This window comes from Pseudophaeobacter arcticus DSM 23566, from assembly GCF_000473205.1.
GTDB classification, from domain to species: domain Bacteria; phylum Pseudomonadota; class Alphaproteobacteria; order Rhodobacterales; family Rhodobacteraceae; genus Pseudophaeobacter; species Pseudophaeobacter arcticus.
Window position 1 is genome coordinate 1435750 of the sequence record NZ_KI421507.1, and the last position, 15511, is coordinate 1451260.

Sequence of the window (15511 nt, forward strand, 5' to 3'; positions counted from 1 at the left end):
GGTTTGGATTAATCCTTCAGGCTCTCTTCACGCAGCCCATCCGCCAGTAGATTGAGGCCCAGAACCATGCTCAACAGTGCAATTGCTGGTGGCAGGGCGGGGTGCAGATAGATCGCCAGTAGCTTGCGCCCCTCATTGATGGTCGATCCCCAGTCGGGGCTTTCCGGTGGCAACCCGAGGCCAAAAAAACCTAATGTTCCTAACAGGATGGTCGTGTACCCAATGCGCAGGCAAAAATCGACAATCAGCGGCCCACGCGCATTGGGCAGCACTTCCCACAGCATGATGTACCAGGGGCGCTCGCCGCGGGTTTGGGCTGCTGCCACATAGTCGCGGGTTTTGATATCCATGGCGAGGCCACGCACAATACGAAACACCGTGGGCGAGTTCACAAAGACCACCGACACAAAAACCACGAGGATGCCGCCGGGAATGTTTATTCTGTCCAGAACCGCAGGCAGGATATCGACCTTGGAACCGGGGGCGTTCACCACCATCAGATAAAGGGCCAGCATCGGCAGCAAAACGACCCCAAGGTAGAGACGGTTTTGCGCCGGTTGGGTGCGATACCGCGCATTGATCAGCACGTAGAAAAAGATCAGCGGAAAGGCAAAAAGCACAATGGCCATATACTGCGGCAGCCCTGTGAGCACAATTTCCGGCGTGACCAGCAGGTAAAACAGCAAGATCACCGGGAAGGCCAGGATCAGATTGGCAAGGAAGGACAAAACAGTGTCGAGCCGCCCACCAAAATACCCTGCAGGCAGGCCAAGTGTGATGCCAACCATAAAGGCAAACAGCGTCGCCAGCGGCGCAATCTTGACCACCTCCCAGGCGCCCTTGACCATGCGGCTAAAGACATCGCGGGCCAGGTTGTCGCCGCCCAGAAGATACCACTGAAAATCACCCTCTTCGGGGCTGCGCAGCGGTGTCCCTGGCACTTTGTTTTTCAGGCCGGATAGCTGCGCCAGTGGATCATGGGTGACAATCAGGTCAAAGGCGCCAAAGAAACCAGTGAACACCCAAAACATCACCAGCGCAAAACCGATCATGCCGATTGGGCTGTCAAACAGCTTGCCATAGAGACCAAGCCTGCGTTTGTAGCGGATCGACAGGGTGAACAGCAGCACCAGGGCGATCCAGACGGGTAAGAACCGCTGCGCCATTGCGCCGATAATACCGGCACCTGTTCCCATGATAATGCCCAGAACCAGATAGCAGACAAGCAGGGCGGTTGTGGCCCATAGCGCCGCCTTGACGGCCCAACTGGCCAGCGCACGCGGTTCAGTGCTGAGGCCGGTGCTGCCATTGCCGGTATTGATGACCCGCTGTTCTGGCAACACTGCGCTGAGCAGGATCCAGACCAGGACCGAGATGGCAAGAAGCCCAAGGGCGAAAAAGAGAACGGGGTCGAGGAAGGCGATCTTGCCGGTCCAGCTGAGAGGGTCCATGTCTGTCTCCTTCCGTTATGAAATGCGAATGCGGGGATTAAGGAAGACATAGCCAATGTCAGAAATCAGCTGGGTCACCAGGACGACAAAGACCGAAACAACCGAAATCGCCAGTAACAGCTCAATGTCGTTATTGCCTGCGGCCTGCACAAGTATCCATCCGAAGCCTTTGTAGTTAAATAGGGTTTCCACAATGACGACGCCATTGAGCAACCAGGGAAACTGCAACATGATCACGGTGAACGGCGCAATCAGCGCATTGCGCAGGGCGTGTTTCAAAACAATCTTGGGAAAGCTGACACCTTTGAGCCGGGCTGTGCGAATATACTGCGCTGTCATCACCTCGGTCATCGAGGCGCGTGTCATGCGGGCGATATAGCCCATGCCATAAAGCGCAATTGTCAGAACCGGCAGAAAGAAATTTTCAAAGGTGGGATTCTCGGTGGCGGCGGTGGCAGAGCCTTTGAACCATTTTAATCCAACGGTGGAAGAGGTGAAGATCGCGATAAAAACCACGCCAGAGACGTATTCCGGGGTGGCGGTGGTCAGAATGGAGACGGTGGAAAGACTGCGGTCCGTAACCGATCCTTCGCGCATGCCGGCCAGAACACCAATGATCAACGCCGAGGGGATCATCAGCAGCAACACCCAGCCCATCAGTCGCAGAGTATTGCCCAGGCGTTCCGTGACCACACTGGCGACATCTTTCTGCAATACCGTTGAATGGCCCCAGTGGCCTTGCAGAATGCCGCAGAACCTTGGCGCCTCAGCGGCTTGGACCTGGGCCGCAACGCCGGTTATGCAGCGGCCGGTTGTTCCGTCGTCACTCTCCAGTGTCCAGCCGGGCAATACTCCCAGCCACTGGCCATATTTGACAGCCATCGGCTGACTATAGCCGTTTTTGTCAAGCCAGCTGGCCACGGCCTCGTCGGTCATCCGAAAATTGCCCTGGGTCTTGGCGAGCTTTTCCAGATTTGGATACAAATTGGTGAGCGTAAAAACGATGAACGTCAGGCATAGCGCCGTCAGGAGCATCACGCCTGAACGGCGTAAAATGAACAATCCCATAGGTTTCCCTGTTGGTCTGGCGTCAAAACCGGGGCAGCCTCGGAGGCGCAGCCTTGGTTTTCTTGGCTGCCCTGAGCCGCAGTACAGATCTGCGGCTCAGGGGGAGGGACATGCTGGAGGCCGGTATCTAGGCCGACCACCCCCATTTGTAGTGGTGATGTTCAAAGGTCACATGCATATCGGCATTGGCAACGCCCTCGCGCATGTGCCGATAGAGTGAACGCCAGTAGGGCTGGATGGTGACGCCTTCGTCCTGAATGATCATTTCCATCTTCTTCATCACTTCGCGGCGCTTATCCGCGTCTGCAATGGCCAGGGCCTGGGTCAGCAGGGCATCGAACTCTTCATTGGACCAGCCAAACTCGTTCCAGGCCTCGCCCGAGCGATAGGCCAGCGCGTGGATTTGCACACCCAGCGGGCGTGGATTCCAGTTGGTAGAGCTGAAGGGGTATTTCACCCAGTCATTCCAGAAGGTCGAGCCAGGCAGCACTGTGCGCTTTACCTTGAAACCGGCATCGCGCAGCTGTGCGGCAACCGCATCGGTGGTGTTTTTGCGCCAGTCGTCATCAATCGAAATGATTTCATGCTCGAAATCCAGCATGCCCGCCTCGTCCATCAGGGCGCGGGCCGCTTCGGGATCATATTTCTGCGGTGGCAGTTTGGCATACTCGGGATGGATTGGACCCACATGGTGGTTCTCGGCCGCCTGGCCACGGTTGCCATAGCCCAGCTCAAGACAGACCGCGTTATCAACGGCCATCTGGATTGCCTGGCGCACCCGTTTATCCGCATAGGGACGTTTGCCGTCCACTTCAGCCAGCTGATTGGGGCGCACCACGATGGTGGCCATGGTGACAACCTCGGATTTGGGGTAGCCCAGCGCATCCATCACATCGATGAATTCACCAACCGATTCATAGAGCATATCAACTTCGTCTGATTCCAATGCAGCCAGCCAGGAGGAGGGGTCGGTGCCAAAATCGGTGTATTCGATGCGATCCAGGGCAGGTGTGCCGTAGACCTCTTCGCCCCACCATTTATGCGCGGTATTGCGGTCCAACACGGCTTTGACACCCACCTCCAGCGAGCTGAGAAGATAGGGGCCGGTGCCGACGTTTTTAGTGAAGTCAGTGGTCTGGAAGCTGGAATGGGTAATGGCGGCAGGATAATCCGCCATGCCGGCAATCAGTGAAATATCCGGGCCAGGCAAGTTCAGGCGGAGGGTGTGTTCGTCCACAATCTCGATACCGCCCTCAACGGCGGCGTTTGTCTCGGGGTCAATCAGGGTGGAGAAACGCCCGGCCATCGAGTTGCCTTCCAGCCCCTTGTCACACCAGCCGGCGATATTGCGCGCCACATCTTCGGCGGTGAAGGCGTCGCCATTGTTCCAGGTCGCGCCCTTGCGCAGGTTCAACGTATAGACGGTGGCGTCTTCATTGACCTCCCAGCTTTCCAGCAACATGCCCCGGATCGAGCCGTCATTGTTGTATTCCACCAGGTATTCGAGTGTCCCCCGCGTCTGGTTCGCCATCTGGGACCAGTCATAGGTGCGTGGGTCTTTGAGAGGGCGGACCTCCATTTGCACCCTCAGGGTGCCACCGGATTTCATTTCGGTCGCTGCCTGGGCCGCAGGGGCCGTCAACCCAAGAAGGCCGTAGGCCGCAGCAGCGCTCACCCCCAGACCGGTGGCGCGGGTCAGAAATTCGCGGCGGTCCAGTTTACCGTCGATGACTTCCTGGGCATGCATTTGTGCGGCCCAGTGTGGCGTCACATCTGTTGTGGAATTATGGGTCATTTGGATCTCCCTTTGGTGCACCGCGGGGAAATGTTCCCCCTCTGGACATTGCCAATGTGTTTCTGGACCTGTGGTCAGAAATGGTGCTGTTGTGGCTTGCTGCCATTTGATGACCTCATTCGGCCCTAGTTCTGGGGGCAGGTCAATGCTCAGAATCGATCTTTAAGTGGTTAAAAGCGACATTGTTGGTGTCGATTTTGAATTATCTCACTCAGTCCATCAGATGACTGGGCACCTGTGCCCAGTTCTTCGGGTCCGAAAGCTGTGTCACCTTGTTGAGTCGATGCGAAAGAATCGCAAAAGCTGTCACCGCCCAGGCAGGCAGAATCACGGGCAGAATCACTGGCGGGATCGCAGGCGGAATCACAGGCGTTTGCGGGATGATTTTCGCAGGGTGCTGGGGGTTTGGCCGGTATGCTGGGTAATAAAGCGGGTGAAATAGGCGGGGCTGCCAAATCCAATCTGATCAGCGATATCCCGCATGGTCATATCGGAAAAGGCCAACAGGCAGCGCGCAGCATAGAGCTGGCGTTCGGTCAGCAAAGCCGCAGCAGTTTTACCGGTTTCTGACTTGCAGACACGAGTGAGATGGGTCGGGGTCACATTCAGGGCGGCGGCATGATCGGCCATTGTCGTGCGGGCGTCATAATATTCGCTGACGCGTTGGCAATAGGCCTGTGACAGGCGCCGGGCGGCGGATGGCCGTTCTGGGGGCAGGGGCCCCGAGGGCGGCAGGCGCCGCAATTGAATGCTGATCAGCTCGCTATAAGATTGCAGGGCGCGGCGCCACAGCGCCGGGTGGCCTGTTTGTTCCTGCACCATGGCTTCGAGCAGAGCATTCAGCCGTGCCTGTTCGCGGGCGTCAGAGATTTTCAGATGCAGGGGTTTGTCAGGTGTGGCAACCGGGGCCGAGACCGGAATTTTGAGTGCCTGCCCCAGGCACTGGCGGCCAAATTCAACGGACCAAAGCGACCTGGCGGGAAAAAACAAGGCGCTATGTGTGCTGAACCCACGTTGGTTGCCATCCATCAGCATACGCCCCTGACCACGGGTGACCCAGATCAGCAGATGCTCACCGCGATCATGCGGGAGCTCGGTTTGCCATGCGCCAGACGATACCAGTTGGGAAAGTGGAATAACCTGGATTTCTTCGTTTGGGGTCGGATCAAAAGGCATTAAGTGGCAAACACTTCGCTACTAGGTTCAATTTAATACAAGCAGGGCATGAATTTTTGATTCGGGCAAGTTCTCCCGGAAAATGTGTTTACCTTAAGGTGTTCGTTTTCTAGGTGCGCAATCAGAGGCCTGTGCCTCAGATGGCAATTCTTGCAGCCATATTGCGGCGGTTATTTCCCGCAACCATCTGAAACTGTGGTGCTTTTTGGTGTTTTGCCAGGGGGCACCCTGGGCGGATCTGGGCCGTGCGGAGGCCTGAGGTCAGATCACACCGCGCTGGAAGGGACGACCGTCCAGTCTTTCATTCTAGAGCGAAACCAGCTGCGTTGCCGTTTGGCATAGCGGCGCGTGGCGATGGCTGCCTGTTCCCGCGCGGCCTCCAGTGTCAGCTCACCACGGATATAGCCCATCAATTCCGGCACACCGATGGCCTTGCACGAGGGGAGCCTGGGATCGTAGCGGTCACGCATCGCCTCCACCTCTTCCAAGGCACCTTGCTCTAACATCTGATCAAAGCGTTGACGGATGCGGGGCTCCAGCCAGTCTTTGGGACTATCCATAACCAGGGCGGAACAGGTGCCAATTGGCAAAACAGGTGCGGGGGTGTCGTCTTGCCAATCTGCCAGGGATCGTCCTGAGGCCTGCAAGACCTCCCAGGCGCGCTGTACCCTGGCCCGATTGTTTAGATCTATACGCGCGGCGGTTTGCCGGTCGAGCTGCGCTAGCAGCGCGTCAAGCGTGAGGGAATCACCACGTGCACGAATCTCGTCGGGTGTTGGCGGGATTTCTGCCAGCCCTTCGGTGAGGGTGGAAAAATATAGCCCGGTGCCGCCAACGATAATGGGACGCTCAGAGCCCTCCAGCAGGGATTTGACCTCTCGCAGCCAGTGGCCTGCGGAATATTGCGCATCATATGCGACATGACCGTACAGACGGTGCGGCAGGCGCTGCTCATCCGCGCGCGAGGGGCGGGCGGTAACCACGCGCCAGCAATCGTAGATCTGGCTCGCATCCGCGTTGACGATCACACCGCCTTGTTTTTGCGCGATTTCCATCGCCAGGGAAGATTTCCCGGAGGCCGTGGGGCCGGCCAGAAGCACGGGTTTGTCCGGGTCAAGATCGGGCAGCAGCATGAGGGGTCCGTCCAGAGGTTTGCGAGTTTAGGTCAGCGGCAGGTTGGAAACAGATCAGAAACAGAGAGGAAAGCGGCTTACCCGCATTGAAACTCGTCGCATTTTGCTTCATTTTGCCGCGCAAACTAACCCCCTCATCTGCCGGAGCGCAACATGCCCCTTGATCTCGAAACGCTGGATACTGTTCCAGACGCTACCTATAACCGTGTCATGCTGAAAATCTCCGGCGAGGCGCTGATGGGCGATCAGGGGTTCGGCCTGCACCCCCCCACCGTTCAGCGCATCGCGCGGGAAGTCAAAACCGTGCACGACATGGGCGTCGAGATTTGCATGGTGATTGGCGGTGGCAATATTTTCCGCGGCCTGTCCGGTGCCGCCCAGGGGATGGAGCGCACCACTGCCGATTATATGGGCATGCTGGCCACGGTCATGAACGCCCTGGCCATGCAAAGCGCCCTCGAGGATCTGGGGGTATTCTGCCGGGTGATCTCTGCCATCCCGATGGATCAGGTCTGCGAGCCCTATATTCGCCGCCGTGCGGTGCGCCACCTGGAAAAAAAGCGGGTCTGCATCTTTGCTGCCGGCACCGGCAACCCCTATTTCACCACCGACACCGCTGCGACGCTGCGCGCCAACGAGATGGGCTGTGAAGTGATCTTTAAAGGCACCAAGGTGGATGGTGTCTATGACAAAGACCCTGAAAAACACGCCGATGCCAAACGCTATGACATGGTCACTTTTGACGATGTTCTGGCCAAGCGCCTTGGGGTGATGGATGCCTCGGCGATTGCCCTGGCGCGGGACAACAACCTGCCCATCATTGTGTTCTCGCTGGATGAGCCCGGCGGGTTTCGCGGAATTCTGGCAGGTGAGGGAACCTATACCAAGGTGCAGGGGTAACCTTTACTTGTCTGCGCGTTTTTGAGTTTTAGGAAAGTTTTGCGCTGTCATACGCCTGATACTTTTTGCGCCTAAGTCAGAGCCAGGCATCATTTACAGAACGTGAAGGCCGGGGGAATTGATCTATCCCGGCGATGCCACGGTCCCCCCTGGACCCCATTTTTCTGCGCGTGATGGCCTGCCATCGCGCGCAATTTCGTTCCGGGAACCGGGGCAACCCGCAGGCGGTGGGCTGTGATTTCATAGCGAGGCTGCGCAGAAAACGAGGTCATGATCGCTATACATTGACGGACCAATGGCTTATGAGCGGATCAAAGACTGCCTCAAGTCAGGGGAGAGAAGAGATGTCTGACGATTTCGAACTGGATACCGACGATCTGAAACGCCGTATGGACGGCGCGATGGCGAATTTGAAAACCGAATTTGCCTCGTTGCGCACGGGACGTGCGTCTGGCTCCATGCTGGAACCAATCATGGTCGAGGCCTATGGCTCGATGACACCGATCAATCAGGTTGGTACGGTAAACGTACCTGAGCCGCGCATGGTTACCATCAATGTCTGGGACAAGGGCCTGGTGGGGCCGGTGGAAAAAGCGATCCGTAATTCTGGCTTGGGCATCAACCCGCAGCTCAACGGCACCATCATCATGCTGCCGATCCCAGAGCTGAACGAAGAACGCCGTCGCGAGCTTGGCAAGGTTGCTGGCCAATATGCCGAACACTGCCGGGTTTCGATCCGCAATGTGCGCCGCGATGGCATGGATCAGATCAAAAAGGCCAAGGCCGACGGCATGTCTGAGGATGACCAGAAATTCTGGGAATCCGAAGTGCAGGATCTGACCGATGCGATGATCAAGGCTGTGGATGACGCGCTTGAGCACAAGCAGGCAGAAATCATGCAGGTCTGACCCGCTATATGCCCAGTGTTTCCAATACGAGTACGACCAGCACGGCGTCAGGGGGACAGAGTTCCACTGGCCCGCGCCATGTTGCAATTATCATGGATGGCAATGGCCGGTGGGCGCAGGCGCGCGGACGTCCCCGCCTGTTTGGTCATCACGCTGGCGCCCGCCGTGTGCGTGAGATTGTTGAGTGTTGCCCGCGCTTTGGGGTCAAATATCTGACCATTTTTGCCTTCTCTACCGAAAACTGGAAGCGGACCCAGGTTGAAATTTCGGGATTGATGAGCCTGTTTCGCCGCTACATCTCAAAAGAAATGAAGGCCCTGGCGGCGCAAAATGTGCGGGTGCGGTTTATCGGCGACCGTTTGCGTCTGGACGCCAAGCTGGTGCAGCTGATGGATGAGCTGGAGCATGAAACGACGCAAAATGATGGCATCAATCTGACCATCGCCCTGAACTATGGGGGGCGGGACGAAGTTGCCCGCGCCACCAAAAGACTGGCGCAAGACGTGGCATCAGGGCAGCTGTTGCCCGAGGATGTCAACGAAGAAACACTGCCGCGCTACCTGGACACCCATGTTTTGCCCGACCCGGATCTGGTGATCCGCACCAGCGGCGAAGCACGGATCTCCAATTTCCTGCTGTGGCAGTCCGCCTATGCGGAATATGAATTCATCGATACGCTCTGGCCGGATTTCACCGCCGATGAGCTGGGCCGTCTGTGCCAAAAATTTGGTGCCCGAGACCGCCGGTTTGGCGCGGTTACCTCATGAGTACACCCATTCCAAATGGTGCAGGCCCCACTGGCCCGACTGGCCGCTGGGGCGATCTGATGCCTCGGATTATATCCGCTTTGGTGATGGTTGTGGTGGCCCTGGGGGCGATCTGGGCCGGGGGGCTGGTCTTTATTCTGGTGATTGCACTGTGTTGTGGCGGCATGGTCTGGGAGCTGACCCAGATGTTGGCGCCACGTCGGTCTGGCACAGCGCTCCAGCTGGGAGCCGCGGCTTTTGGCGCCGTGTGTCTTGCCGGGGTGCTGCCAGTGCCCTTGGGGTTGGCGCTATTGCTGCTGCCCGTTGTTCTGGGCTGGCTGAAGGTTGCTGAAGCCGCCAAAACCCGATTTGCGATCTTTGCGCTGTGGGTCGTCTTTGCTGGATATAGTTTTATCTGGATGCGGGGCACTTTGGGCGCGGATTGGCTGATCTGGTTGGCCCTGGTGGTGATTGCCACGGATGTTGCCGGGTATTTTGCTGGAAAAATCTTTGGCGGGCCAAAATTCTGGCCACGTATCAGCCCGAAAAAGACCTGGTCCGGCACCTCTGCCGGCTGGGTCGCGGCTGCATTGGTGGGCCTGGGCGCGGCCCCTTTGTTCGACATGGGCTTTGCGCTGGTCCTAGCCTCCGTGCTGGTCTCGATGGCCAGTCAGGCCGGAGATGTCGCCGAAAGCGCCTTGAAGCGCCAGACAGGGGTCAAGGATTCCAGCGGGCTTATTCCGGGCCACGGCGGGTTGCTTGATCGCTTTGATGGAATGCTGGGCGCTGCGGCCATGTTCCTGCTTCTCTTCACCTTTCTGGGATAGCCTGAGAGGGAAATAAATGCGGAAAATCTCTATTTTTGGCGCCACCGGCTCCATCGGTCAAAGCACCATTGATCTCATCAAACGCGCACCTCAATCCTATGAGGTGGTGGCGCTGACGGGGGGGCGCAATATTGCCCAGCTGGCGCGCGATGCCATCGACCTGCGCGCCGATCTGGCGGTCACCGCCTTTGAGGATCAGCTCCCCGACCTGCGTGCCGCCCTTGCTGGCAGCGGAGTCGCGGCGGCAGCGGGGCAGGCGGCCCTGATTGAGGCTGCGACGCGGCCAGCAGATTGGATCATGTCGGCCATCGTCGGGGTTGCGGGACTGGCGCCGGGGCTCAAGGCGCTGGAACAGGGGACAACGCTGGCGCTGGCCAACAAGGAATCACTGGTCTGCGCCGGAGAACTGTTGCTGGACACAGCCAAGCAGCACGGCGCCCGCCTGCTGCCCGTCGATAGCGAGCATTCAGCGGTGTTTCAGGGGCTGGTGGGTGAAGAAATTTCAGCGGTGGAGCGTATCGTCATCACTGCGTCCGGCGGCGCGTTTCGCGACTGGCCTCTGGCAGATCTGCAGCAGGCCACGCTGGCCCAGGCCTCGTCGCATCCCAATTGGGACATGGGTCAACGGATCACCATTGACAGCGCTTCTATGTTCAATAAGGCGCTGGAGGTCATTGAAACGCGTGAATACTTTGGCGTGGAGCCAGATCAGATCGAGGTGCTGGTACACCCCGAATCCCTGGTACATGCACTGGTTGGATTTCGCGATGGTGCCTTGATGGCGCATCTCGGCGCACCTGATATGCGTCACGCCATTGGCTATGCACTGCACTGGCCCGAGAGGCGTGATCTGCCTGTCGCCAGGCTGGATCTGGCCAGCATCGGCCAGCTGAATTTCCGCCAGCCGGATCTTGCCCGCTATCCGGCGCTGGCGCAGGCGCGCGATGTCATGCAGCGCCGCGGCCTGATGGGCGCCGTGTTCAATGCCGCCAAGGAGCGCGCGCTGGATCATTTTATCGCCGGCGCCATCCGGTTTACCGATATAGCCGAGATCACCGCCAGGGTGCTGGATCAGATTGAGACGCAAAGCGGCCTCATTGAGTCCGCAATGACCCTTGATAACGTCACACAGATTGACCACATCGCCCGCAAGGCTGCGGATGTGGCCGCAGCTCAAAGCATAGGGTAAATTTTGGACCTACTCGCACTTCTCCCGCAGCTCAGCGGGCTCGTTTACACGGTTGTCAGTTTTGTCGTCGCGCTTTCGGTGATCGTGGCGGTGCATGAATATGGCCACTACATCGTTGGGCGCTGGTCCGGGATCCATGCCGAGGTCTTCTCGCTTGGCTTTGGTCCGGTGCTGTGGAGCCGTCACGACAAACGCGGCACCAAATGGCAAATCGCGGCCCTGCCTTTTGGCGGCTATGTGAAGTTCCTGGGCGATGCCGATGCGGCCTCTGGCAAGGATACAGAGGTCATCGAAGCCGCAGCGGCGGATCCGGTGCAGTTGCGGCGGACCATGCATGGCGCGCCGCTCTGGGCGCGTGCCGCAACGGTTGTTGCGGGTCCTATGTTCAATTTTGTCATGTCGATTGCCGTCTTTTCGTCGCTTGCGCTGTATTTTGGCGCGGTGCGTGATCCGCTGACTGTTGGCTCATTGGTGCCGGTTCCTGGCGTGGAAAACACCCTGCTCCCTGGTGATGAGCTGCTTGAAGTTGCCGGCCAGCCTGTTCCTGCTCTCAGCGATACTGCGGCCTGGTCTGATTTTCGCGATACCTTGCCGATGTCCCCCAGCCTGGAATATCTGGTCCGTCGTGACGGTGTTGAACACAGGGTTGTGGATACCAATTTTGCCCCGGCCTATGTGTCTTCTGTGACGCCGCGCAGTGCCGCCGCGGATGCAGGGCTGCAAACTGGCGATTTTATCACCGCAGTGGACGGCGAGCCGGTTTTTGCCTTTGGTCAACTGGTAGACAAGGTTGCGCAGACCGAGGGGGCGGAGCTTTCTCTTGAGATCTGGCGCAATGGGACAACGCTTGAAATGTCGCTGTCGCCGCGCCACGTGGACCTGCCCAATGCTGATGGTGGCTTCAGCAGCCGTTGGCTGATTGGAGTGAGTGGCGGCAATCTGATAGAATATGAGACCGAGCCGACGACTTTGGGGCGCGCGCTGACAACCGGGGTAGAGCAGGTCTGGACTGTGGTCAGCTCTTCGATCTCGGGGCTTGGCCATATTATCACCGGGGCGATCAGCAGCTGTAACCTGTCAGGGCCGATTGGCATTGCAAAGGCATCCAGCGACACCGCAAGCCAGGGGGCTGCCAGCTTTATCCGCTTTATTGCGGTCCTGTCGACCGCCGTTGGTCTGCTCAACCTGTTTCCCATCCCGGCACTGGATGGCGGCCACCTGGTGTTTTATGCCTATGAGGCAGTGGTCGGACGTCCGCCCAGTGATCGCGCGGTGCAAATCCTGATGACTGCTGGTATCGCCATGATCCTGTCTTTGATGGTCTTTGCGCTGAGTAACGATATCTTCTGCTGATACGGTGGTCTGCCCCTCCTATCGGCGCTTGTTGCTCAAGAGGGGGCAGTGCGGCCTGTACCCAAACCGGCCTGTATCCAAACCGGCCTGCATTCAATCCGGCCTGTATCCAAACTGGCCTGTACCAAAATCAGGCTGTGCCAAACTGATGCCACATTCCGGGGTTAATGCTTTGCTAATCTGCATTAACGCGCAGGGTTTGACCAAGGATACTTGAGGAGCGGGCTGAAGCGAGCCCCCGGGGTATCGCGTCAGATTTTGCGCCTTTCCTGGGGGAACTTGTCATGCAAAACCAGATGCCAAAACCGGCTGAAACTGAAAATGGATTTGCGCTTTTACTGCGCCTGAATTGGGATCGAGCGCTTTCGGCAACCTTCATCCTGCTGTCGCTGTGCTTCGGGAGTTGGCTGGCCGCTTTGTAATCTCATCACACGTTTGAAATTTCATTGCCAGTAAACACGTGGGTTTTAGCCTGCGTGTTTTTTTTGTTGGTTTTGACAAGCGCTCACAAACCCGGTACGCACAGTGATAAGGTGCTATTAATTTCGGGTAAATACTGATGGTCTGGGGCAAGAACGTGGGCATATCCTGCGGTGAGCGCGTAAAGCGTACCAATATTTTGTATCGGGGCGTATCTGTGATCGCCTTAACAGTTACCTTTGGGCTTGGGCTGTCACCCAATTTTGCCGAAGCACAGAACTACCGGTTCAACAGTGTTCAAGTTGAGGGTAACCAACGTATCCAAAGCTCAACTATCGTTGCCTATACGGGTATCGAACGGGGCAAGACTGTTTCCGCCGGTAAACTGAATGACGCCTATCAGAACATCATCGACAGCGGTGTGTTTGAGAGTGTCGAGCTGGTTCCCAAGGGAAATACTCTGGTCATCAAGGTGACCGAATTCCCGACCATCAATAAAATCAACTTTGAAGGCAACCGCCGGATCAAGGATGAGAACCTCTCTGAAATTATCGAATCGTCTCCGCGCCGGGTGTTTAATCCTGCCGTTGCGGAACAGGATGCGGCAGCCATTGCCGAAGCCTACGGTGTGCAGGGGCGGCTGGCATCGCGGGTGACCCCGCGGATCATTCGTCGCAGCGACAACCGTGTCGATCTGGTGTTTGAAATCTCCGAAGGCGACACCACCGAAGTTGAACGCGTGTCCTTCCTTGGCAACCAGGTCTATTCGGATCGCAGGCTGCGCCGGGTTCTGGAAACCAAACAGGCCGGCTTGCTGCGTGCCTTTATCAATAAGGACACCCTGATCGAAGACCGGATCGACTTTGACAAACAGGTCTTGCGCGATTTCTACCTGTCGCGCGGCTATGTCGATTTCCGGGTCAATAGTGCCAATGCCGAAGTCACCCGCGAGCGCGACGCGGTCTTCTTGGTGGTGGATGTTTCCGAGGGGCAGCAGTTCTCCTTTGGGGAAATCTCGGTAACCAGCGAGGTTTCTGAGGCGGACGCGGATGTGTTCCGCTCAGTGCTCAAATCCAAGCCGGGTATCATCTATTCGCCAACGGTGGTTGAAACCGAGATCGAACGCCTGGAAAACCTTGCATTGCGCCAGGGTATTGATTTCCTGCGGATCGAGCCTCGGGTGACGCGCAATGATCGTGACCTGACGCTTGATGTTGAATATGTCCTGACCCGCGGTCCGCGGATCTTTGTTGAGCGTATCGATATTGAGGGCAACACAACAACGCTGGACCGGGTCATCCGCCAGCAGTTCCGTACCGTTGAAGGCGATCCTTTTAATCCGCGTGAGATCCGACGCACGGCGGAACGGATTCGCGCACTGGGTTTCTTTTCTGAATCGGAGGTCGATGTCCGCGAGGGAAGTTCCCCCAGCCAGGTCGTGGTGGACGTCAATGTTGCGGAACAGCCAACCGGTTCGCTGAGCCTTGGTGGCTCATATTCGATAAATGATGGCTTTGGCGTCGCTGTGGGATTGACCGAAAACAACTTCCTGGGCCGTGGTCAGCGTCTTTCGTTTTCGATTAAAACAGCAACTGAAACAGACGAATATGTCCTTGGATTTGTTGAGCCGCATTTGTTGGGCCGAGATCTTCGCTTCAGTTTTGACCTCGGGGTTTCTGAATCGGACTCGAGCTTTTCGGAGTACGATACCAAACGTGCGTTCCTGTCTCCGGCGCTTTCCTTCAAGCTGAGCGAGAGTTCAGCCCTGCGGGTGAGCTACACTTGGGACTCTTCCGAAATGGTTGCGCGGGCTGATAAAACCTACACGGGCGGTACTTACCCAGCTGCGGCGCCGACAATTGTAAATGAAATTGCCCAAGGGAAACGTACAAATAGCGTTTTGGGCCTGAAATACACCTATGACAGCCGGTTGAATGGCCTGGACCCCAATGCAGGATTTCTGTTTGAAGTCGGCGCGGATTATGCGGGTCTTGGTGGTGACAATGAGTTCCTGAAGACGAGCACAAAATTTGTGGCTCAAAGGACGATCCTCAACGAAGAGGTAACTCTGCGCGCCACCTTGGAAACTGGGGCTCTCCACTGGATGGGGAACAACAACAGCCGGTCGCTGGATAGATATGTTCTGTCCCCTTCCATCATGCGCGGGTTTGAACCCGGTGGTATTGGTCCTCGGGACCGCTCGGCGCGGGCAGATGGCGGCACTTATGATGACTTCCTGGGCGGCAACCTTTTTGCTGTTGCGCGATTTGATGCGGAATTCCCGCTGGGCCTGCCTGATGAACTGGGGCTGCGTGGGGCGTTGTTCTATGACGTTGGCAACCTCTGGGGATTGAACGATGTTAATACCTCAGGCAGCACAAACATTGTTGGGCGTGAAGGATCTTTCCGTCATGTGGTTGGCTTCTCGGTGCTCTGGACAACTGGTCTTGGGCCGCTGCGGTTCAACTTCTCCAAGGCGCTCAAGAAAGAAGACTATGACAAGGAACAGAGCTTCGATCTGACCCTGCAGGCGCGGTTCTAAACC

The 15511-nt window shown here is 57.3% G+C and carries 13 protein-coding genes; 8 read left to right on the forward strand and 5 right to left on the reverse strand.

The annotated features are described in order from the left end of the window. Positions 1 to 8: 8 nt before the first annotated feature. The 5 genes from ARCT_RS0110870 to miaA form a co-directional block, all read right to left on the reverse strand. Positions 9 to 1451 (reverse strand): ABC transporter permease, encoded by a 1443-nt coding sequence (locus ARCT_RS0110870; protein ID WP_027240096.1) that lies wholly within the window; start codon positions 1449 to 1451, stop codon positions 9 to 11. A gap of 15 nt (positions 1452 to 1466) precedes the next feature. Continuing rightward, complete coding sequence (locus ARCT_RS0110875; RefSeq protein WP_027240097.1) at positions 1467 to 2519, reverse strand: ABC transporter permease; 1053 nt, start codon at positions 2517 to 2519, stop codon at positions 1467 to 1469. A gap of 127 nt (positions 2520 to 2646) precedes the next feature. After that, entirely contained in the window at positions 2647 to 4314 is a 1668-nt protein-coding gene (locus ARCT_RS0110880; RefSeq protein WP_027240098.1) for an ABC transporter substrate-binding protein, read from the reverse strand. 363 nt (positions 4315 to 4677) lie between these two features. Further along, entirely contained in the window at positions 4678 to 5490 is an 813-nt protein-coding gene (locus tag ARCT_RS0110890; RefSeq protein WP_027240099.1) for a helix-turn-helix transcriptional regulator, read from the reverse strand. A 266-nt stretch (positions 5491 to 5756) separates the two neighbouring features. Further along, positions 5757 to 6623 carry a tRNA (adenosine(37)-N6)-dimethylallyltransferase MiaA gene (gene miaA / locus ARCT_RS0110895; RefSeq protein ID WP_027240100.1) on the reverse strand — a complete coding sequence of 289 codons (867 nt, stop codon included), beginning with the start codon at positions 6621 to 6623 and terminating at the stop codon, positions 5757 to 5759. 153 nt (positions 6624 to 6776) lie between these two features. Here miaA and pyrH point away from each other — a divergent pair, with 153 nt between their 5' ends. The 8 genes from pyrH to bamA all read left to right on the forward strand — a co-directional run bounded on the left by pyrH (position 6777) and on the right by bamA (position 15508). Further along, entirely contained in the window at positions 6777 to 7523 is a 747-nt protein-coding gene (pyrH, locus tag ARCT_RS0110900; RefSeq protein ID WP_027240101.1) for a UMP kinase, read from the forward strand. A 344-nt stretch (positions 7524 to 7867) separates the two neighbouring features. After that, positions 7868 to 8431, forward strand: coding sequence for a ribosome recycling factor (frr, locus tag ARCT_RS0110905; RefSeq protein WP_027240102.1), 564 nt, complete (start codon positions 7868 to 7870; stop codon positions 8429 to 8431). Positions 8432 to 8439: 8 nt separating this feature from the next. Continuing rightward, positions 8440 to 9198 (forward strand): isoprenyl transferase, encoded by a 759-nt coding sequence (locus ARCT_RS0110910; RefSeq protein WP_027240103.1) that lies wholly within the window; start codon positions 8440 to 8442, stop codon positions 9196 to 9198. Further along, positions 9195 to 10004: a phosphatidate cytidylyltransferase gene (locus ARCT_RS0110915; RefSeq protein WP_051360677.1), complete on the forward strand. Its 810-nt coding sequence runs from the start codon at positions 9195 to 9197 to the stop codon at positions 10002 to 10004. Before ARCT_RS0110910 ends, ARCT_RS0110915 begins: the two co-directional genes overlap by 4 nt. Before the next feature lie 16 nt (positions 10005 to 10020). Continuing rightward, the gene (dxr, locus tag ARCT_RS0110920; protein WP_027240105.1) at positions 10021 to 11193 is read left to right on the forward strand and encodes a 1-deoxy-D-xylulose-5-phosphate reductoisomerase; all 1173 of its coding nucleotides are present in this window, start codon (positions 10021 to 10023) and stop codon (positions 11191 to 11193) included. A 3-nt stretch (positions 11194 to 11196) separates the two neighbouring features. Continuing rightward, positions 11197 to 12546, forward strand: a complete 1350-nt coding sequence (gene rseP, locus ARCT_RS0110925; RefSeq protein ID WP_027240106.1) for an RIP metalloprotease RseP — start codon at positions 11197 to 11199, stop codon at positions 12544 to 12546. A gap of 284 nt (positions 12547 to 12830) precedes the next feature. Beyond that, positions 12831 to 12968, forward strand: coding sequence for a hypothetical protein (locus ARCT_RS28370; RefSeq protein ID WP_169731215.1), 138 nt, complete (start codon positions 12831 to 12833; stop codon positions 12966 to 12968). Positions 12969 to 13105: 137 nt separating this feature from the next. Continuing rightward, positions 13106 to 15508, forward strand: a complete 2403-nt coding sequence (bamA, locus tag ARCT_RS0110935; protein WP_027240107.1) for an outer membrane protein assembly factor BamA — start codon at positions 13106 to 13108, stop codon at positions 15506 to 15508. Positions 15509 to 15511: the final 3 nt, after the last annotated feature.

Coding starts and splice junctions, on each gene's coding strand:
- ARCT_RS0110880 (WP_027240098.1), bottom strand. CDS start 4,314: ATGACCCATAATTCCACAACAGATGTGACGCCACACTGGGCCGCACAA.
- bamA (WP_027240107.1), top strand. CDS start 13,106: ATGGTCTGGGGCAAGAACGTGGGCATATCCTGCGGTGAGCGCGTAAAG.
- miaA (WP_027240100.1), bottom strand. CDS start 6,623: ATGCTGCTGCCCGATCTTGACCCGGACAAACCCGTGCTTCTGGCCGGC.
- frr (WP_027240102.1), top strand. CDS start 7,868: ATGTCTGACGATTTCGAACTGGATACCGACGATCTGAAACGCCGTATG.
- pyrH (WP_027240101.1), top strand. CDS start 6,777: ATGCCCCTTGATCTCGAAACGCTGGATACTGTTCCAGACGCTACCTAT.
- ARCT_RS0110870 (WP_027240096.1), bottom strand. CDS start 1,451: ATGGACCCTCTCAGCTGGACCGGCAAGATCGCCTTCCTCGACCCCGTT.
- ARCT_RS0110890 (WP_027240099.1), bottom strand. CDS start 5,490: ATGCCTTTTGATCCGACCCCAAACGAAGAAATCCAGGTTATTCCACTT.
- ARCT_RS0110875 (WP_027240097.1), bottom strand. CDS start 2,519: ATGGGATTGTTCATTTTACGCCGTTCAGGCGTGATGCTCCTGACGGCG.
- dxr (WP_027240105.1), top strand. CDS start 10,021: ATGCGGAAAATCTCTATTTTTGGCGCCACCGGCTCCATCGGTCAAAGC.
- ARCT_RS0110910 (WP_027240103.1), top strand. CDS start 8,440: ATGCCCAGTGTTTCCAATACGAGTACGACCAGCACGGCGTCAGGGGGA.
- ARCT_RS0110915 (WP_051360677.1), top strand. CDS start 9,195: ATGAGTACACCCATTCCAAATGGTGCAGGCCCCACTGGCCCGACTGGC.
- ARCT_RS28370 (WP_169731215.1), top strand. CDS start 12,831: ATGCAAAACCAGATGCCAAAACCGGCTGAAACTGAAAATGGATTTGCG.